17 protein-coding genes and 1 other RNA gene are annotated in these 20288 nt (G+C 38.6%); 3 read left to right on the top strand and 15 right to left on the bottom strand.

From position 1 onward, the window contains the following. Positions 1-39 precede the first annotated feature (39 nt). The 4 genes from porL to J4N46_RS05530 all read right to left on the bottom strand — a co-directional run bounded on the left by porL (position 40) and on the right by J4N46_RS05530 (position 5658). The gene (porL, locus tag J4N46_RS05545; RefSeq protein WP_009416901.1) at positions 40-714 is read right to left on the bottom strand and encodes a type IX secretion system motor protein PorL/GldL; all 675 of its coding nucleotides are present in this window, start codon (positions 712-714) and stop codon (positions 40-42) included. Positions 715-780: 66 nt separating this feature from the next. After that, complete coding sequence (gene porK, locus J4N46_RS05540) at positions 781-2157, bottom strand: T9SS ring complex lipoprotein PorK/GldK (RefSeq protein WP_009416900.1); 1377 nt, start codon at positions 2155-2157, stop codon at positions 781-783. Between the two features lie 236 nt (positions 2158-2393). Then, positions 2394-4541, bottom strand: coding sequence for a prolyl oligopeptidase family serine peptidase (locus J4N46_RS05535; RefSeq protein ID WP_208058471.1), 2148 nt, complete (start codon positions 4539-4541; stop codon positions 2394-2396). A gap of 451 nt (positions 4542-4992) precedes the next feature. Continuing rightward, positions 4993-5658: a spermidine synthase gene (locus J4N46_RS05530; RefSeq protein WP_208058470.1), complete on the bottom strand. Its 666-nt coding sequence runs from the start codon at positions 5656-5658 to the stop codon at positions 4993-4995. Positions 5659-5706: 48 nt separating this feature from the next. Here J4N46_RS05530 and ffs point away from each other — a divergent pair. Then, an RNA gene (ffs, locus tag J4N46_RS05525) (signal recognition particle sRNA small type) lies at positions 5707-5805 on the top strand. An 8-nt stretch (positions 5806-5813) separates the two neighbouring features. On the opposite strand, the gene J4N46_RS05520 is transcribed toward ffs, so the two are convergent. From J4N46_RS05520 to J4N46_RS05470, 11 genes are all read right to left on the bottom strand, one after another. Further along, on the bottom strand, positions 5814-6578 hold the full coding sequence (locus J4N46_RS05520) for a molecular chaperone DjiA (RefSeq protein WP_208058469.1): 765 nt from the start codon (positions 6576-6578) through the stop codon (positions 5814-5816). A gap of 11 nt (positions 6579-6589) precedes the next feature. Further along, the gene (locus J4N46_RS05515) at positions 6590-8476 is read right to left on the bottom strand and encodes an acyltransferase family protein (RefSeq protein WP_208058468.1); all 1887 of its coding nucleotides are present in this window, start codon (positions 8474-8476) and stop codon (positions 6590-6592) included. A 7-nt stretch (positions 8477-8483) separates the two neighbouring features. Further along, on the bottom strand, positions 8484-9611 hold the full coding sequence (locus J4N46_RS05510; protein ID WP_208058467.1) for a glycosyltransferase family 4 protein: 1128 nt from the start codon (positions 9609-9611) through the stop codon (positions 8484-8486). Positions 9612-9621: 10 nt separating this feature from the next. Further along, positions 9622-10521 (bottom strand): glycosyltransferase family 8 protein, encoded by a 900-nt coding sequence (locus J4N46_RS05505; RefSeq protein ID WP_208058466.1) that lies wholly within the window; start codon positions 10519-10521, stop codon positions 9622-9624. A 5-nt stretch (positions 10522-10526) separates the two neighbouring features. Next, positions 10527-11393 (bottom strand): glycosyltransferase family 2 protein, encoded by an 867-nt coding sequence (locus J4N46_RS05500; protein WP_208058465.1) that lies wholly within the window; start codon positions 11391-11393, stop codon positions 10527-10529. 1 nt (position 11394) lies between these two features. Next, complete coding sequence (locus J4N46_RS05495) at positions 11395-12921, bottom strand: oligosaccharide flippase family protein (protein ID WP_317194293.1); 1527 nt, start codon at positions 12919-12921, stop codon at positions 11395-11397. 156 nt (positions 12922-13077) lie between these two features. Further along, positions 13078-13755 (bottom strand): porin family protein, encoded by a 678-nt coding sequence (locus J4N46_RS05490; protein WP_208058464.1) that lies wholly within the window; start codon positions 13753-13755, stop codon positions 13078-13080. Positions 13756-13785: 30 nt separating this feature from the next. After that, positions 13786-14595 carry a type IV secretion protein Rhs gene (locus J4N46_RS05485; protein ID WP_208058463.1) on the bottom strand — a complete coding sequence of 270 codons (810 nt, stop codon included), beginning with the start codon at positions 14593-14595 and terminating at the stop codon, positions 13786-13788. 57 nt (positions 14596-14652) lie between these two features. Then, entirely contained in the window at positions 14653-15483 is an 831-nt protein-coding gene (locus J4N46_RS05480; RefSeq protein ID WP_236013743.1) for a class I SAM-dependent methyltransferase, read from the bottom strand. A 240-nt stretch (positions 15484-15723) separates the two neighbouring features. Continuing rightward, positions 15724-16359, bottom strand: coding sequence for a peroxiredoxin (locus J4N46_RS05475; RefSeq protein WP_208058461.1), 636 nt, complete (start codon positions 16357-16359; stop codon positions 15724-15726). A gap of 303 nt (positions 16360-16662) precedes the next feature. Then, positions 16663-17694, bottom strand: a complete 1032-nt coding sequence (locus J4N46_RS05470) for a PDDEXK nuclease domain-containing protein (protein ID WP_208058460.1) — start codon at positions 17692-17694, stop codon at positions 16663-16665. A gap of 292 nt (positions 17695-17986) precedes the next feature. On the opposite strand from J4N46_RS05470, the gene nrdD reads away from it, so the two are divergent. Together nrdD and nrdG are read left to right on the top strand one after the other, a co-directional pair. Then, positions 17987-19777 (top strand): anaerobic ribonucleoside-triphosphate reductase, encoded by a 1791-nt coding sequence (gene nrdD, locus J4N46_RS05465; RefSeq protein ID WP_208058459.1) that lies wholly within the window; start codon positions 17987-17989, stop codon positions 19775-19777. Then, positions 19758-20234 (top strand): anaerobic ribonucleoside-triphosphate reductase activating protein, encoded by a 477-nt coding sequence (gene nrdG / locus J4N46_RS05460; protein WP_208058458.1) that lies wholly within the window; start codon positions 19758-19760, stop codon positions 20232-20234. Before nrdD ends, nrdG begins: the two co-directional genes overlap by 20 nt. The last annotated feature ends 54 nt before the right edge of the window (positions 20235-20288 follow it).

The following is a 20288-nucleotide window of genomic DNA, read 5'->3' as shown; positions in this document are numbered from 1 at the left end:
GCTGTTATTTTTTAATAAGTTGTTAACTAATTTTATTTCTTATCGCGCTCCTCCCATAGCAGAAAGCATACCTCCATAGATAGTGTTCAATGATTTCAAGTTATCTTTGAATGAAAGTACTTGCTGATTTAGGGTGTCGAGGTTATCGGCGATACCAGCTTGAGCAGATACTTGGCGTTCTGTTCTTTCTAATTGTAATTTGTATAGGCTATTCAATGATTCTAAGTTAGAAGCTGCTTCAGATAATTCTTCGCCAAACTTGTGAGTAGATGCCAAAGTACCAGCAATAGGAGCTATTTCTTTGGTAGCATCAGCAAAGTTTTCTATTGATTTACCCAAGTTGCGCATTAAGTTAGCATCTATCTTAGCTTCTTCCATTATGCTATCTAATTTTTCTGATAGCGATTCTTTCAATACTTTTTCTTCAACGGGGTCAATTACTTGTTGTACTTGAGCTACTTGGCGAGCTACAGGAGCTCCACCTTTTAATTCTGGATATACCAAAGACCAGTCCAATTCTTCTTCTATTGGTTCAAAAGCCGACATAAAGAAGATCAAAGCTTCAGTACCCATACCTACAGCCAACAGTACGCTACCGTTGATACCCATAATATCTGTATGCAAAATCTTAGCCAACGCTCCCACGATTACCACAGAGGCACCGATACCATAAGCGTAATTAAAAATCTTTTTTTGCAATTTACTTCCTGCCATAATACTATTTTTTTTAATTGTTGTTTAAATAAGTTGATTTTCTATTTTTGTTATTATTGTTTTTTTTTATCTAAATCCACGAGCTGATTTAGCTTGTTGTTTTTCGCTAATACCCATAAAGTCTTGTACTGTACGGAATCCTATGTAGCTACGAGCAGAGTCTTGGTACTCATAATCACGGGTATTTACTTGCAACATAAAGGCAACGTCCTTCCAAGAACCACCACGTATTACTTTACGTCTGTTGCTATCATCCAATACGTTAGGGTTCATTGTCGACATATACTCGTATGAGTTAGGGTCATAAGAAGTGTTAGTCCATTCCGATACGTTACCTGCCATATTATATAGGTTATATCCATTAGGCTCGTATGATTTTGCTTCAACAGTATATAAGGCATTATCTGAAGCATAGTCACCTCGTAAAGGTTTAAAGTTTGCAGAGAAACAAGCTTTATCGTCATAAGCGTAAGGTCCTCCCCAAGGGTAGGTACCTCCTGGTAGTCCTCCACGTGCAGCATATTCCCATTCTGACTCAATTGGTAAGCGGAAGGCATTCACTGTATAATCGCCTTTAGCTTTTTGGTAAGCATTTTTGTTTAGGGTACGCCATTCGCAGAAAGCTTTAGCTTGTATCCAAGTAACGCCCACTACAGGGTATTCACCATAAGCCTCGTGCCAGAAGTAGTCATTATGCATTGGCTCGTTATAAGAGTAGTTAAAGTCGCGAATCCAAACAGTAGTGTCAGGATAAACTTTTACTATTTCTTCTTTTATAAAGTCTTTACGGTTACCTCTTGCACGTGCAGCTTTTTCCATATCGAGCCATTGGTATTTAAACTCGAATTTTTGAACGTCCATAATTCTCTTTCCGTTATAAGCCTGTTCTTCAGGTAGGTACATTTTGTCCATTACCTCAGAATAGTACTCATCGGGGAATTTGTTAACATCCCAAATAAGCTGTTTTTTCTTGTTCAGCTTTCGGGCTTTTTGGTCGCCGTAAGTATTTTGCAAGTACTGTTGCCAAGCATTCATTTTCTCGGTATTAGCGTCAAGATAGGCATAATCACCTATACCGCCGCCTCCGGAAGTTTGACCTGTTTGCTCAGCCATATCGGCTAATTGTGTACGGATAATAGAATCGCGTACCCAATTGACGAACTGTCTGTACTCACTATTTGTGATTTCAGTTTCATCCATATAGAATGACCCTACACTCACAGTTTTTACCGTAGCGTTAAAACTCGCAGTTTTATCATCATCGGAACTACCCATAATGAAAGAACCACTCGGAATAAGCGTCATACCATAGGGCGTAGGTTGTTTCCAGCTTTTACCTCCTACACCTACAAGCTCTCCTTTGTTATCGCCACCACCACGCATACACGCAGTTGTTACCATAAGTAACAGTAGCACTACAAATATTCTTCTTGCCATAAACATTGTTTAAATTCACATTTAATTAGGGTGCAAACGTACGCATTTTATTTTATACCCGCAAACTTAATTACATTAATTTTTTCACAAACATAGAAATTTAACAGTTCTTTTACATTTTACAAACTCTTATTTACTGAAATGTAAAAAAACATTAAAAAAATCTGTTTAAGAAAAGTGTTGTAGATATAAAAAAACACTCGTGTTATTTTCCCAAAATATTTTATACTTTCTCTTTTTTATTATTTTTTTGGTAACTCTTTTACACCCATATTCCAGAGGGTGAAAGCGCGTTCGTCAGCACTTTGTTCTATTATTTTGCTAACGGGTGTGCCTGCGCCGTGTCCTGCATTGGTTTCTATCCTTATAAGTATAGGGTTACTGCCGGTTTGTTTTGCTTGCAATTCAGCTGCAAACTTAAAGCTGTGTGCTGGCACTACCCTATCGTCGTGATCGCCTGTGGTTATGAGGGTTGCAGGGTATTGTACTCCTTCTTTTACGTTGTGTAATGGTGAGTAACCTTTCAGATACTCAAACATTTCTTTGCTGTCATCGGCGGTGCCGTAGTCATACGCCCAGCCTGCGCCTGCTGTAAAGGTGTGATATCTAAGCATATCGAGTACTCCTACTGCGGGCAATGCAACTTTGAATAGGTCGGGGCGTTGTAACATTGTTGCACCTACTAATAATCCTCCGTTAGAACCTCCTTTGATAGCTAAATAGGAAGGTGAAGTATATTTTTCTTTTACTAAATACTCGCCAGCAGCTATAAAATCGTCAAATACGTTTTGTTTTTGCATTTTTGTACCTGCATTGTGCCATTTTTTTCCGTATTCGCCACCGCCGCGCAAATTGGCTACAGCATATACACCTCCCAATTCCATCCAAACTGCATTTACTACTCCGAATGAAGGTGGCAAACTAACGTTGAACCCTCCGTACCCATATAATAAGGTAGGGTTATTCCCATTGAGTTGGAGTCCTTTTTTATAGGTGATGATCATTGGTACTTTTGTACCGTCTTTGCTTTGGTAAAATACTTGTTTTGTTTGGTAATCATCGCTGTTGAAGGCGATGTTGGGTTTCCAATAGAGTTCGGCAGCTCCTGTTGCTAAATCTAATTTGTATATTTGTGGAGGGTAGGCATAGTTGGTAAATGTATAATAGGTGTGTGTTTCTCCTTTTTTAGCATAAAATCCTGAAGCTGTACCCAAAGCAGGCAGGGTGATTTGGCGTATAAGCTTGCCATTGTAGTCGTATTGTTTCACTTGTGAAAGTGCATCTACCATATAGGTGGCGAAGATGTAGTTTCCTGCTGTTGATACGCTTAGTACATTTTCTGTTTCGGAGATTACTTCTTGCCAATGTTCGGGTTGCGGCTTATCTACAGCTGCTTTTACGAGTTTGCCGTTGGGGGCATTGCGGTTGGTTTCAAAATAGATGTATTTATCTTTGACGGTAAGAAAGTGAATGTCGCTTTCTAAATCGTTGGTAATTGTTACTAAAGGGTTTTTAAGATGGGTGAGGTCTTTGAGAAATAGTTTATTTCCCGAAGTGGCGTTGGCTGCTGAAATGAATAGGTAGCACCCGTCTTCAGAAGTTGTCCCTGTTACATAGCGGTACTTTTCGGCAGCTGAACCTCCAAATATAAGTACATCTTCTTTTTGTGGAGTGCCTAACTTGTGATAGTATAGCTTGTGCTGGTCGGTTTTAGCCGATAGCTCACTGCCTTTTGGCTTATCGTAACTAGAATAAAAAAATCCTTCGTTGCCTTTCCAAGCTACACCACTAAATTTCACATCAACAAGTGTATCGCCTACTTGCTGTTTTGTTTTAGTGTTTAGTACTATTGCTTTGCGCCAGTCGCTTCCTCCTTCAGAAATCAAGTAAGCTACAAGGCTACCATCTTCGGTAAACGCTACGGTTGCCAGAGAGGTGGTGCCATCGGCAGCAAAGGTGTTGGGGTTTAGGAATATTTCTTCTTTTCCTTGTTTGTCTTTGCGGTATAATACGGACTGGTTTTGCAAGCCGTCATTTTTGTAATAATAGGTATAGTCGCCTTCGGTGAAGGGTGCTCCTATTCTTTCGTAGTTCCAAAGCTTTTGTAGTTTTTCTTTGATAGTATTTCGGTAGGGGATTTTTGACAGATAGGCAAAGGTAAAATCGTTTTGATCTTTTACCCATTGGGCGGTTTCTGCTGATTTATCATCTTCAAGCCATCGGTAGGGATCGGGTACTGTTGTACCAAAGTAGGTATCGACTACCTCTCCTTTTTTAGTAGAAGGATAATTCATTGGTTCGGAGTTTGTAGTAGTTTGTTCAGAAGTAGTAGTTTGGTTGCAACTCACTAATAAAGCTAGCATCGTTCCCGTTAGTAAAAAGTGTTTCATTATATTTTAATGTTTAAAATGTTTGTCATTTACCTTTGGTATTGAGCACAATTTTTCGTGCAAAGATAAAGCTATTTTCTGAACTTCCAAAAACTTTAACACTTTTAACCTTATTTTGTAGAGGTGAAGGGGCTTTCCTTTGGCGCGAGCCGCACGGGCTTTTTATCCTTCGCTGAACCTTCGCTGAACCTTCGCTCGAGTTAGGGTGTGAATGGGAGCAAAAAAAAAGCCCGATATTGCTATCGGACTTTTCCATTAACCAACCAAAACTTTAAATTATGAAAACTATTATTTGAAGTTTTACAATGAGCTACCACCCTCATTGCGTTTGCAAAGGTACGAGCTTTTTTTTACATAGCAAAGAAAATCAGAGGTTTAACAAAAATTTAACGCTACCATTTATTTTAAGTGATTGTAATACAAGTGTTTAATTGTTTTGCGTAAAAGACAGCTATTTTTGTTTTTCAATTAAAAATAGTTCGTTGGTGCCTTCTACTTTTTGAAATCGTTGTGCGTTATAGTGTTTGTTGAGCATCGTCCAAAAGGCTTCATTACGGGCTTCGGCTGCGGGAGTTACTCTGATGGTGTTGTGCAAAAGGGCACCTTGTGGTGTGAGTAGTTTGACGACATTGGCAATAAAGGTTTCGGTGAATAGGAATGGGGGCATTAGGTCGTCTTGAAAGATGTCGATGACAATTAAATCGTAGTGGGGTAGGTTGGGTTGTTGTACGTATTCTTGAGCATCGGCGAGGTGTAGGGTGAGGTTTTTTACTTTATCTATACCAAAGTGTTGCGTAGCAATTTTAATGATTTCGGGGTCTAATTCTACGCCTGTTATTTGTCCTTTATAGCCTACTATTTTTTGCAATAGCTCTATAATGCAGCCTGCTCCTACGCCCAGTAGCAAAATATTTTTCATTTCCTTCACTCGCTTGATGCCTACCTTTTTCAGCCCGTAATAAAGTATGTGGCTTACGCTGCCATAGGAATAGTTAGTATGCTGTGAATCAAGTATTAAGATGCCATTTTGGAGGGTGAGTTCGAGTTGCCCACTTATATCAGATTTGCGTTCTCCTACTTTGATTGGATATAGGTAACTTAAAATTTTTTTAAACATTTTCACTAAAAAACTTGCTATGTATTATTTTTTTTGTACCTTTGCACTCGGCAAGTCCTACACGACCAGCTCCTGAAAAATCCTCCAGGGTGGGAACACAGCAAAGGTATTCGGTTGTAGCGGTGCGATGTAGGTAGCTTGCCACTTTTTTTTGGTTATATACCACGTTGTCGCGCTATTTGTTCGTAGGCTTGTTGCACTTGCTTGAACTTTTCTTCAGCGCCTTTTTTTATAGCTTCATCATCGGTAATCACCCTATCGGGGTGATATTTTTTTGCCATTTCTCTATAAGCTTTTTTCACCTCAGCATCGGTAGCTTGTGGTGTAATTCCTAATATTGTATAGGCATCGGGGGTATGTTGTGTACTGCTATTGTAGCCGCTTTTATAGCTACTACGGCTACCGCCATAGGTAGTAAACATTGCCTTGATGCTCTCGTAGTCTGGCTTATTTATATGGAAATAGTATGCAATTTCTTCAATTTGTGCGACCTCATCGGCACTTACAAAGCCATCGGCTTGAGCTATTCCGAAAAGGAAGTAAAGAATCTGCAAACGGGTTTCGTAGTTGGAGCGTTGCCTAATGAAAGTAGCGACTCGTTCTGCTGATATTTCTCTGCCTTTTAGGTCGTTGAAAGTTCTGAATACTGAATTAGCGCGTTCTTTGCCGTAAAGTTGTACAAATTGGTTGCGCACAAAGTCTAATTCTGCCTGTGTAACTACGCCATTGGCTCTAATTACGAGGGTACAAAGTGATAGTAAGTTCACTTCAAAACTCAGTGGTGAGACTCTATCTTGTTCGTACGAATAGCTGTTTTGGAAGCGGCTTCCCCCTTCCCTACTCTGCTGCTCACCACCCATAAATTTCTGAAAGATAATGTATAACAGGTATAGTATTAAAATAATAAAACTAAAACTCATCAGTAAATATTTTATAAATCTTCTTTTTTAATCAAAACTTTGCCTTCTTCTATGAATTTTTCAGCTATTTTTTTAGCTCCATAAACATTCAGATGGGTACGGTCTAATATGATAGGGCGTCCATCTATGGTTCCTTCTTCATTTATATATTCTAAAAGGTCTATGATTTCTACTTTAGGAAACTTATTTTTTACCAATCCTTTTATCTGTTCCCATTGTTTAAGGGCTTTATTGTAGTTTTTCCCTTTTAGCTTCAAATTCTGTTTTATAGAAAGATTTTTTTCTATATACATCACTTGTGGTAGGTTACAATCAAAAATTAATGAACTATTTAGTAAATATACTTTTTTATTTTCATCAAGTAACTTTTGTATTGTCTCTATTAATCGCCTCCTAAAATCAAGTATATCTTCATCTTCTACTATACTATTTGATAGAATGAATATATCATATTCTTGATAATGCTTCCTCATATATTCATTCATCTGTCTACATCCTTTTTTAATACTTGGGTATGAACTATCAAATAAAAAGGGACAACCAGCTTCTGATATAATATTGATTTTTATTCCTTGCTTTTTTGCTACTATATCAATAAAAGGTGCTATATGTGATGTATGGCTATCTCCTATTACTAATATATTCTTAGACGATGAACTGTTGTGTAAATCACCTAAAGCTGTAACATTATCCCCTTGCAAGCATTTATCGCATTCCTTTGGATTGTAATGCTTAAATATTTGTTGATCTTCAGGGATTTTTGTAGTTCGCATTACAAAACAAATAGATAGCAATACTATTGTTGGGAGTATATAAAAAAGTAATAAACTCTTTTTAAATGAATATTTTTTCTTTCTGAAAGGTTGTTCTATGAGATAATATGTAAGCAGCGAAAATATAAATGTTATCGCAAGTGCTACTAACAAATTATTTAGAGAAAGCACTCCAACCCCAAATATATATCTAAAAATGGCTAATACAACCCAATGCCACAAATATAGTGAATACGATAGTTTTCCTATCCAAACTACAAATTTTAGTGAAAAAATATCTTTAATCCATTGTCCTTTTTCATTAGAAAGAATAAGCAAACTAGTAGCCGTACAAGGTAAAAAAGCTAAAACACCTGGAAAGTAGTTATCTGGTGTGAAAAAATCTTTTATATATAAACACAAAAAAAGTACAATAAATGAAATTACTCCTAAAATATTAGACTGCTTAACTGATAATTTATTACCTTTCTCATACAAAAACACTGAAAGAATAGAACCTGTAAATAATTCTATTATTCGTAAATGTGGTAAATAATAAATATCCAGCTCAATATCAAACTTTTTTAAATTTATAAATGACAATAAGATTAGTATGCATCCTCCTACAACTAATGTAATAAGCTTATTTTTTGAAAAGAATTTTATCTTGAAAATTATTAATAATATTAAAGGAAAAATAAAGTAAAATTGCTCTTCTACTGATAATGACCATATATGGGTAAACGGACGTAATTCATTGTCAATACCAAAATAGTCGCCTAAACGAGCAAAATAAATATTGCTCATAAAAGCCAATGAAGCTATAACACTATTTATTATTCCATAAAAATCGCGTGGTAAAAAAATTGACCATACGACTATAAGACCTACAAAAAGAACTACAAAAAAGACAGGAAGAATACGCTTAATACGCCTATTGTAAAAGTTTGCAAATGAAAATGTTCCCTCTACCATTTCTCTATAAATGATTGAGGTAATAAGATAACCTGAGATAACAAAAAATATATCAACCCCTAAAAAACCATTGGGCATATAATTAGGATTGATATGAAATAATATTACCGAAAGTACTGCTAATGCACGTAATCCATCTATATCGGGGCGATAGTTAAGTTTTCTAAGCATTGTTTTATTAATTTTCTATCATCTTAAAAAGTCTTTCATTTACTTTGTCGCCATCAAAGCGTTCGGCGGCTATAGCGTAGCTCTCTGCTCCCATACGATTGATTTCTTGGGGATTGGCAATAAAGTATTCCATAGCTTTTACCAAAGCGGGTACATCCCATACGGGTACTAAAAAGCCGTTTTTGCCGTCTATAACGGTTTCACGACAGCCTGGTACATCGGTAGTAATAACAGCTCGCCCTACAGCCATTGCTTCTTGTGTACTACGTGGCATCCCTTCTCTATAGGAGGGCAATACAAATACTGAACTTTCTTTTATCCAATTATTTACGTCTTGCACATAGCCTGGGTATACAATCGTTTGGTTTTCTATATAGTGTGTTAGTTCTTTTTCGCGTAGGGCTCCTGGGTTTTCGTTATCAAGGCTACCTACTACTTTGAAAAGTACTTCGGGGTGCTTTGCTTTTACGATTTCGGCGGCTTGTAAAAATTCAAAAACACCTTTTTCACGAAGCAAACGTGCTACAAATATAAACGATATAGGCTGGGTAGGGGCTTCGGAATAAGGAAACTCATCTAAAATGAGCCCTATACCTCCTAATATTGCTTTTCTTCGTACGGGTATACGATATTTCACAAGCAAGTCGGTAGGGTCGTTGTGGTTTAGGAAGACTACGGTGTGGGCTTTGGGTAGCGCAATTTTGTAGAGTAGTATCTGTATAGCTTTTATGAGTTTTGCTTTCAATGATTGCCCGTTGGGTTGCTCGGTAAACGGATAGCCCAATCCTTCAACCATTGCAATTACTTTGGGTACTTTAGCCCTATAGGAAGCGATTGTACCATAGATTACGGGCTTCACAAAACTCGCTACTACTACATCGGGGGCAATATCTTCAATGATACGCTCTAATTTGTACATATTCCTAAGGTCTGAAAAAGGGTTCAGCCCTCCACGTGCAAAACTATAATCAACAGGAATGGCACCCATTTCAGTAATCTGATGGCGTGTTTCAAAAGTAAAATCAGTAGCCATAGCATACACCTGATAATCACGTTCTATCAAATAGGCGATAAGGTGCTTGCGGAATATCAGCAAGTCGCGTACTATATTGTTTAGTAGTATGATTTTCTTCATTTGTATGGGGTTATTTTCCTATAAAGGGTTTTATTTTCTGATAAATAGGTCGTAACCAGCGATACTTCAGCACTCCCATATAATCTGCTGCTGGTTTAAAATTCTTAAATGGTGTATATTGTAAATATTGGTAATACAAATTCTTTAGCGGATTGATGCAGGCGTAAAACCAAGGCTTGTAGGGGTAGCCTCCTGTGTAATGCACTATGCAAGGTTGCTGTGCCTCTTGGCGTTCCGCTGCCGTAAATTGCGACAGCCTGTCTAACAAACTAAATTGTATATTGTACCGCAGCGGCAGTATTTTAGTTTTTGTATCGATTACTGCATTAATACTATCTTGGTCGGCATAGGCTATTAGTTGCGGGTGAGTAGCGGCAAAGTCTATAATTTTGCCTACCAAATCATCGGCTATCCATTTTGGGATATTTAGCATCAGCACTCCTGCATTGAAAAACGTAGCCTCTGGGCTCATTTGTAGCTTAAGCTTCATTTCTTGGGCATAAGCAGTAAAAGTATCTTTTACGGCTAACACATAGTTATCATCAAATGGGATATGAAAAAGAGGCTCTATATTACCCCCTACCACAAGGTCGGCATCTAAATAAAGTACTCGTTCTTCGTTAGGGAAGAGTTGTGGAATAAAAAGCCTAAAAAAAGTCTGTACCGATAAGTGATTAGCGCCTGTATGTAGGTTGTTAAACTGTTGTTCATCAACAATAAGGTTCTTAAAAGTAACGGGAAAATCAGCAATAATATGATCTATAATTTGCTGGTTTTGGGGAGTAAGCCCCTCATTTAGCAGGTAAATAGCAAAAGGCACACGCTTGTTGTTGTGCAGTAGCGAAGCCAATGCTACCGAGAAGTGCTGTATGTAGCTATTATTAGCTGCAAATACTACAGTATAAGTCATTTTGCTTATATTTTTACTCTAAATATACTCGTAACTATCCCAATAAGGGCAAATCTAAATTTATCACTGCGCAAACTAAGTGATTTCAGGTAGTGCATAAGCGCCTTGCCAAACATTTTATTAGATTGGTAGACGCGCCCTTGCTGGTAATGCAACATTTTTTCTGCCAAACGCAGCTCTGAGGGTTGTAGCTGCGCTTTGTATTTATCAAACAAGTGCTGGTTGCGCTGTATTTGCACCAATTTAGACGAAGTATTACTGCCTACCCAGTAGTAGCCCAAGCAATCGGCTATGTATTTAGGGCGAGCGCCTGCTTGCAAGGCACGCAGCCAATAGTCAAAATCTTCTACTGCCATCAGTCCCATATCCTCGTCTAAATAGCCAATCTTTTCTATAATATTTTTAGAAAGCATTACACTCGAGTTTTTTATGGGGTTGCCATTGATAAACATATCTGCCAAAAAGTTATCGGTGGGAATTTGGCGGCTATAGAGTTGCTTGCGGAGTGCTTTGCCATCGGCACTTACCACCTCCAGATTGTGGTATATAAGGTCGTGCGTAGCGGTATAGGCACTACAAACCTCTAATTTATTAGGCTTCCACCAGTCATCCGAATCTAAAAAGCATACAAAGTCGCCTTTGGCAGCCCTAATGCCCACATTGCGCGAAGCTGCAATACCTTGGTCGTTATTAAAGTTGATATAACTTACCTTGGGGTGGTGGTAGCCCTCTATCACCTGAATCGTATTATCGGTAGAGGCATTATTGACGATAATAAGCTCCCAATCGGTATACGTTTGGTTTATAATAGATTCTATACAGCGCGGCAACAGGTGTGCGTGGTTGTAAGTAGGAATGACAATTGAAAACATATTAATTTTTTTTCAGCAGACGAGTTGTAATAGTTTGTACTACTTGCCTAAATGCCCGTGATGAAACGTAATGCAGCAGCAGGCACGCCCCGAAGGCTATTGCTATAAGCAGTGCTATAGTGAGTAATTTAGGTGTATTCTGTTCGGCTACGAATAGCTGTTGCACCAAAAAATAGTAGCCCACAAGAAAAGCTAACGGCAAGAATAGTGCAAAGATATATCTTTTTAACGAATTTACCAAAGAAAGTTGCAAATATGATAATAAAATCTTGTAATATACTAACATCATTATCAGGAATGCGAGCCATTTGAAGAAGGCAAACGAGAGCTCTTGAAGGTAATGTTGTGTAGCCAAAATACCTCCCCAGAACACCAAAGGCACAAGCCAATTGAGGTAATACATTTCCTTTACTCGCTGTTTTACCACCAATAGTGCCCCCACAGGATAACTGATAAAAGCAAAAAGATTGCAGAGCATCAGCCAGCGCACTACAGGCACCGAAGCTCTATAGTTTTCGCCCACCCAGCACAGCACCAAAGGCTCTGCCAAAAAGGTAACCGATAGCAGCATATACATCACTATAGGTTGGTAAAGTACCGTTACATCCGAAAGGAGTTTTTTTAGTCCTTCCTCATTATCTACAAAGTGATTGAAACGTGCATAAAAAGGTGAAAAAAGCGTTCCTAAAATAGTGCGAACAAAGGTAAGCAGTGTAAAACCAATGCCGTAAATCGCTACTTTTTCAGCCCCCCAGAGCGCACCAATGCTCACGGCATCCAGTTCGTAATACAATATCCAAGCTATCATCCCAAAGAAAAGCGAAAATGCCAAGCGTTGTGTTTGTGCGAAAATAGCTCTATCAAAGCGGATACTCTTGAGCAGCAAGCCAATATCATAGTTGTAACGCCTGTGTGCTAAAGCGATATTCACCATAGGTACTATAAGGCTCACAAGCTGTATAAAAAGAAAATAACCTACGATGTTATAACGCTCACCTCCAAAAAAGTAAAACACCGATAATATCTTAATTGTATTGCCTATAATGTTGATGCGCTGAAAGATGTAATCTTCCATTCTAATAACATAAATCATTTGCACAATGCGCTGTAATAGGGTTATGGGTGTAGTGAGTGCCAGCACTAGCAGCAGTTGCTGGGCAATATTGTATTTAGCGGGGTCGGTAAGGTTATCAATGATAAGCTGAGGGGCATAGGCAAAGACTAAAAATACCACTGAAAGCAGGAGTAGAAATATCAGGAGTATAAAGGTAGTAAAGCCTGTAATGCGTATTTCGGTAGTGAGGTCTTTTTTGGCAAAAGCCTCTGCGGCAAACTTTTGTCCTGCTCCTAAAAAGCCTAAATCGGCGTATTGTAAGAAGATAGATAGCGATACGCAAATAGTATAAATACCATAAATAGGCTTATCGGCACTTATCATTGGTACTACTACAAACATTGATAAGAATGAAAGTACAAACGACAATCCTTGCCAAAGGTATATTTTCAAGTAGTTTTTAGTATATGACACTTATTTAATTATGAATTTTGAATTATGAATTTTGAATTATGAATTTTGAATTATGAATTTTGAATTGTATGAACTTCTGATAATGATGCAAAGATACAAAAAAAGCGTGATTTGCCATAAATCACGCTTTTTTTATCTGTTTAAAGTAGTTATTTTTTAAAACTTGTAGCCTACATTCAGCTGTATTACGCTGTTTTTAAAACGAGGACTTTCAGAGTCAGCATCTCCTTTTTCCTTAAAGCTAAGTTCTGTCAAGCCGTAGTTGTAAGTAGCTTCTACAAAGAAACCTGAATCGAGGTTGTACTCTATCCCTGCACCTACTCCAAAATCAAATTTTTTCTTAGGTTCAGCTTTTAAATCAGCAAAGTTAAGTGTATGACCTCCCCCTTCAAACTCTCCTTTTAGTGATGTTTTAATAAGGTTGCTGATATTTACCCCCAATTTAGGACGCAAACCTTCTGCTATCGAGTATTTTAACCATATGTGATTTACGTTCATCTGAGTGTTTATCTCGCCGTTCTTTACGTTTACTTTTTCAAGAGTTTCTCCTTCTCTACCTCCCTCTATCGAGTTGAATTTAGCCCCTTGGAAAGCGTAAAGCACATCTACTTCTACCCCCAATTTGTCGTTGAAGTTGTATTCGCCCAATACCCCAAATTGGTAACCAAACTTAAAGCCTGTATTATATTTAGTTGTAATACCTTCTTTAGTTTGTTTTTTAAAAGCAACATTGCTGAAAAGCCCTCCTGCTTTTACCCCTACTTTAAACTCTTGTGCTTGTGCTACCCCTAATGTAGCTACTGCAAGCACCAACGTTGTGATAATCTTTTTCATTGTATGTTATCTGTTAAATTAGTTACGAAATTAATAGTATTTTAGTTTCTGTTTCATCATCATTGTAGGTTTATCACCTACTAATGTTGTTTTCTTTACCCAATTTTTCTTTTTATCGTATACGTAAACATTGGTTTCTTTGCGTAGAAGATTGCCATAGCTGTCGTAAGTAAGCGTTTCTACCTCGTTATTATTTTCATCAAAGGTTGATTTCACCAACTTTTGCAAGTTATTTTCAGCATCATATAGTTTTTTTTCTATAGCGTTACCCTGAGCGTCGTAAGTAAATACTGTTTTTCCTTTTACAACATTATCTTTGCCCAGCTTGGTTTCTTCTGATACCTTATTGTTATCGCCATACACATAAGTAGTTTTGTCGTCGCATACGCCTGCAATACACTCAGTACGTTCTATCACACGCTGGTTACTGTCATAGGCTGTAAGCCTACTCATAAAGACACTGCCATCGGAAGTGAGGACATCGTGGCGCACACAATTTCCATTCTGGTCGTACTCATATGTGTTTTTAGACATTGAGGTATTGCTCGCATCACGTGAATCGGATACCAAAATATTTCCATTTTCATCACGTGTATCTACATAGTTTATCACCGTGTTGTTATTTATAGCGCGCATCTTGGTATTGATACCTTTTTTGTCAAATTCAGCATAAAACTCTGAGTTCATCAGCTGGGGTTTCCCTTTTTCGTCAAACTGATACCCTATCAGTTTATAGGTTTTTACCATACCTTTCAGCCCTGCACGCTCCCAACCATTTTGTTTTTGTTGTCCGAAAGCAAATGCCACAACAAAAAATAATGCAAATGTAATTTTTTTCATATAAATTAATTTATTTTCTGACCGAAAGTAGCCACAAATAACGTGCCAAACTACACTCTAACGCTTTACGATAGAAAATTGCACTACCCGCTGATTGAAACGCTTATAGAAATAGGGCAGTTTATAGAGCACCCTAAATATAAATGGATAACGCCCTTGGTTGTAGTCGCTCATAAAGTATTCCTTATCTAAGTGTAAATAGGGGTGCCATTGTTCTATAAGCTGGCTTTCTTTTTCACTCCATTTAAATTCAGGGCGGTCATTTTTTTGCATAGCTCCCAAGGAATCGTGGTTTTTGGCGTGCCCTACCAGCGAGTAAGCCAAAATATCCATTACTATAGTGGTAGGTTGTGAGAGTTCTTGGCATAGTTTTTTAAAAAATGCCTGCACTTGTTGCCTGTCAAAGTACATTAGTACCCCTTCTACAATCACCAGTATGGGTTTATGGAAAGCCGTTATAAGGTGCATCCACGCATCGTCAAATAAGGACATTGCCAAAAACGAATAGCGGTCTGTTTCGGTAAAACACTGTTTTCGCAAAGCTATTACTTCGGGCAAATCGAGGTCGTACCAGTGAGTTACTTCTGGGCATCCCAAACGCTCATAGCGGGCATCAAGCCCTGCTCCTAATTGTATTACTACCGCATCGGGGTGCGCCTTTATAAAGGCTGCTGCTTGTTTATCTATCAGGCTTGCCCTAATACATACGCCTGCCTGACTGAAAGAGGCTTTTTTAAACTTAGAAAAGTCATAATCTATCTTGCTAATAATTTCGGCTGCTTTAGGGTCTTTTAGCAATGGTTTGGGGTGGTTGTTTTCAGTAGCCTTAGCCCATAGGGTGATGAGCATTGTTTCGGGCACTTGTGTAAGTTTGTTTGCTTGGTTCATTGTACGATTGTTTTTTAGAATTATTTTTAGCAAAGGTACGTATTTTTTTACAAATAGCAAGTGGTAAAGAAAAGAAAAAGCCATCAGAAAAACTCCGACGGCTTTTTTTCCTTAGTTAGTGAAAGAAATAATAATAAAATTTTTGCTATAAGATTTATTTAGTTAGTGATAAATAAGTGATAGAGTCCTTTAGTTAATGTCAAATTACAATGATTAAGCTAATTAGTTGTATAGTGATTTTTAATGATTTGCTAAGTAGTTAGCCACTCCATCGCGGTTTGCGTTCATAGCATCTTTGCCTTCTTGCCAGTTGGCAGGGCATACTTCGCCGTATTGTTGTACGTGAGCGTAAGCATCTATTAGGCGCAAGAACTCGCTTACATTACGCCCAAGGGGCATATCGTTGATGCTTTCGTGGAAAATCTTACCGTTTTCGTCAATCAAATAAGTAGCGCGGTAAGTTACGTTGTCGCCTTCGATAAGGTAGTTGTCATAGTCTTCGTCAAAAACCTCATTAGTATCAAGAATATCTAATACTGTAGCGAGGTTGCGATTGCTATCAGCCAAAAGTGGATAGGTAACGCCCTGAATACCACCTTGGTTTTTAGGGGTATTTAGCCAAGCGAAGTGTACTTCGGCAGTGTCGCAAGAAGCGCCAATAACCTTTACGTTGCGTTTTTCAAACTCTTCTAAGGCTTCTTGAAAAGCGTGAAGTTCTGTAGGGCATACAAAAGTAAAGTCTTTAGGATACCAAAAGAGCAACACTTTCTTTTTGTTATTAATCGCCTCGTTGAGTATGTTTATTTTGAAGGTAGCTCCCATTTTGTCGGTAGCATTTACTGCTATATTAGGGAATTGTTTTCCTACAAGTGCCATATTTTTTAGTGTTTATAGGTTTATTTTTCTGGGTGCAAAATTACAGTAAAACCAACACAAAAAAAGAGCTTGCTAATTGAAATTTTTTATCTAAAAATAGTTTTTGCTAATAATCGTTTTTTGAATTGTGCGAGCCGCACAGGCTTTTATGCGCCCCACACTTTGGCAAACTTTCAGAGTTTGCCAAAGTTTTATCCTTCGGTGCGAGCCGCACAGGCTTTTATCGTTCGCTCATCCTTCGCTTATCCTTCGCTTATCCTTCGTCACATACTCGGCTGTGCCAGCTCGCCGACTTTCCTTCGCTCAAGGTTCGCTGGGAGTGTGAGCTTGTAGGTTCTGCTTTACTTCGTTTACTTGTTCAATAAGCTGATCTGTAGTCGGTAGATATATTTGATATTCACTGGTAAGTATAGTTTGGTTATCTTCGGGGAGGGTCATTTTTACTACAGTGTCATTCTTTGCAGAACATAGCAAAATACCAATGGTAGGATTTTCTTCTGGCAATTTCTCTACACGATCATAATAATTGACATACATCTGTAACTGACCTAAATCCTGATGCGTCAAAGTGCCTGTTTTGAGTTCTATCACCACAAAACAACGTAACAGACGATTGTAAAGTACTAAATCTGCAAAGAATTCATCATCTTCTAATAGTAATCGTTTTTGGCGTGCCACGAATGAAAATCCTTTGCCCATTTCAAGCAAGAAATCTGTTAGATGAGAGAGGATTGCACCTTCTAAATCTTTCTCATAATAACTTGCTTCGCGATGAAGTCCTAAGAATTCTAATACCATAGGGTCTTTGATAATTTCAGTAGGCGATTCGGGAATGCGCTCTTTACGAGCTATAGCAAGTACACTCTCTTTGTCATTGCTTAGCAATAAACGTTCGTAAAGCATTGCGTTGATTTGTCGTTCTGTTTCGCGAGCTGTCCAAGCATTATTGACTGATTCTAACTCGTAATACTCTCTTTTACAGGGGTCTTCAATTTGAATGAGCAGTCTGTACTGCGTCCAGTTCAATTGGGAACGCAGTGCGTTCCCAATTGGATACATTCGATAGAACTGCCTACAAAATTTTAGTTGTCTAACAGAAAAACCACTGCCATATGTAGGCATTAGCTCTTCAGCTAAGTTACGGATAAGGTAAGTCCCATAGTCGGCGCGGTCTTTGCCTTGTTGCTCTTCTTCAAAAATGCGTTTGCCTAAGAGCCAATACATTTGCACCCTGCTGAAATCAACACTTCGTATCGCATTAGTACGCGCTGTTTCAATAATCTGACGGATTTCTGTATAAAATTGTTCGTTTTTGTTAACTTCTTCTTTTTTCATAGTATCAGTTTGTTAATTTATAAATTACGCTGTAAAGTACACAAAAGTTTGCTATCCTTTTATAGCGCAAAGATAACAAAAAAATTGACTATCAAGGTTTTTTTCCCTCACCCCCAATTCAAAATTCAGAATCCAAAATTCAAAATTACTTCACCCCCAATTCAAAATTCAAAATTCAGAATTCAGAATTCTCAAGGTGTTAAAAACTGTGTTGATAAGTATTTTCGTTATTAGGAGATGCTATTCTTTTATTCCGTAACTTTGCCCTCAGAAAAAAATAATAATAAAAGCTATGAGCAAATTTACCAAACTTACTGAAGAACAGTTGCTTACCAAACGCAACTTCATAGAAAATTACCTTACTTCACACAATGCCGCCACTGGCTCTCTCTTTGATGCCAACGCCAATGTGGCTCATAAAAACATCGCTACGATGGAGGCTGAACTCAATAAAGACATCAATATACAAGTGAACCGCTCATTGGTGTCTCACAAAATTGAACAGCTTTTTGGCAAGGCGCTTGCCGAAGAATACATCCGTCAAATTGAGAGTCACGAAATCTACGTACACGATGAAACAAGCCTGAAACCTTACTGCGTGAGCGTATCGATGTACCCTCTATTATTAGACGGGCTGCTAAAACTCGGTGGCGAAAGTAAAGCACCTAAGCACTTGGCGAGCTATTGCGGTTCGTTTGTCAACTTCTTGTTTTCGGTGTCTTCGCAGTTTGCAGGGGCAGTAGCTACGGTAGAGTTTTTGATGTACTTTGATTATTTTGCGCGTAAAGACTTTGGCGACAACTACCTCAGCACTCATCGCCAGGTGATAGAAAACGAACTACAACACGTAGTGTATGCTATCAATCAGCCTGCGGCGGCACGTGGTTATCAATCGGTGTTCTGGAACATTTCGCTCTACGACCGCCCTTATTTCGATTCGATGTTTGGCACCTTCGTATTCCCCGATGGCAGTAAGCCTACCTATGAAAGCCTCGACAAGCTACAGCAATTTTTTATGGATTGGTTTAACATTGAGCGCACTAAGGCGATACTTACCTTTCCTGTGGTAACGGCTGCGATGCTCACTAAAGACAAACGGGTGTATGACGAGCACTTTGCCCAATTCTGTGCCAAAGAGCTTAGCGAGGGCAATGCGTTCTTCGTATACCAATCGGATAACGCCGACTCTTTGGCGAGCTGCTGCCGCCTGCGCAATGAGATTTCGGACAATACTTTTAGCTACTCGCTTGGGGCAGGTGGAGTTTCAACTGGTAGTATCAACGTGATAACTATCAATATGAATCGCCTATACCAAAAGGGGCTTTCTTTGGAAGAAACGGTAGATAAAATACAAAAATACCAAGTAGCCTACCGCGCTATTGTGCAAGATTATAAAGATGCGGGAATGCTGCCGGTATACGATGCCGGATTTATCAGCCTCAATAAACAATTCCTCACTATCGGCATCAACGGAATGGTAGAAGCAGCTGAGTATTTGGGAATTGAAATCTCCGATAACCCTGACTATAAGGCGTTTATCAATAAAAATTTAAAAGTAATTTACGACAAAAACAAAGAAGCCAAAGCTAAATATGGCTATATGTTCAACACTGAATTTGTGCCTGCCGAGAATTTAGGGGTGAAGAATGCAGCGTGGGACAAAGCTGATGGTTTGCAAGTACCCCGCGACTGCTACAATTCGTATTTCTACATAGTAGAAGACAGCTCACAGAACCTTATCGACAAATTCTACCTACACGGCAATGACTATATTCAGTATTTAGATGGTGGGTCGGCTTACCACTGCAACCTCGAGGAGTATCCTACCCAAGAAGGGTTCTTCAAACTGCTGAATGTAGCGGCTAAAACAGGGTGTAATTACTTCTGTTTCAATATTCGTGTAACGGTGTGCAACGATTGTGGGTACATCAATAAGCACACTACCGACCACTGCACGCACTGCGGTTCGCACGATGTAGATTACGCTACGCGTGTGATAGGCTACCTAAAGCGTATCACCAATTTCTCAAAAGACCGACAAAAAGAAGCTAAAATTCGTTACTATGGGCATACTACGGTATAGCAGTTACGACATTGTATTGCAAGAAGTTCCCAACGAGATATCCTTGTGTTTCACCATCACGGGCTGTCAGTTGGCTTGCGAGGGGTGCCATTCAGAATATATTTGGGATGGCAATAGCGGTAGTGTGCTTAGCGATGAACTGTTAGAAAAGCTCATAGACCGCTATGAAAGTACCATTAGTTGTGTGCTTTTTATGGGAGGCGAGTGGCAAGCCGAAAAGTTACTTTCGTATATTCTTACCGTAAAAAGCAAACAGCTAAAGGCTGCCCTCTACACAGGCTTGAATATAAAGCAAGTACAACGCCAGTGCCCCGAACTACTCGCCTGCTTAGATTATATAAAAACAGGCAAATGGCTACCCAAATTAGGAGGACTCGACAAGCCTACCACCAACCAAGAGTTTTTGAACTTACAAACAGGCGAAGTGATGAACTACTTTTTTCAGAAGATGAAATAATTCCTTAAGTCTTCTATTTAATCATAATATAAAAGAGGCTGCCCAAAAGCCTAA

Source organism: Capnocytophaga bilenii (assembly GCF_017565765.1).
Lineage (GTDB): Bacteria > Bacteroidota > Bacteroidia > Flavobacteriales > Flavobacteriaceae > Capnocytophaga > Capnocytophaga bilenii.
The sequence above is the reverse complement of the archived record's forward strand: the minus strand, read 5'-3'. Positions and strand labels throughout refer to the sequence as shown.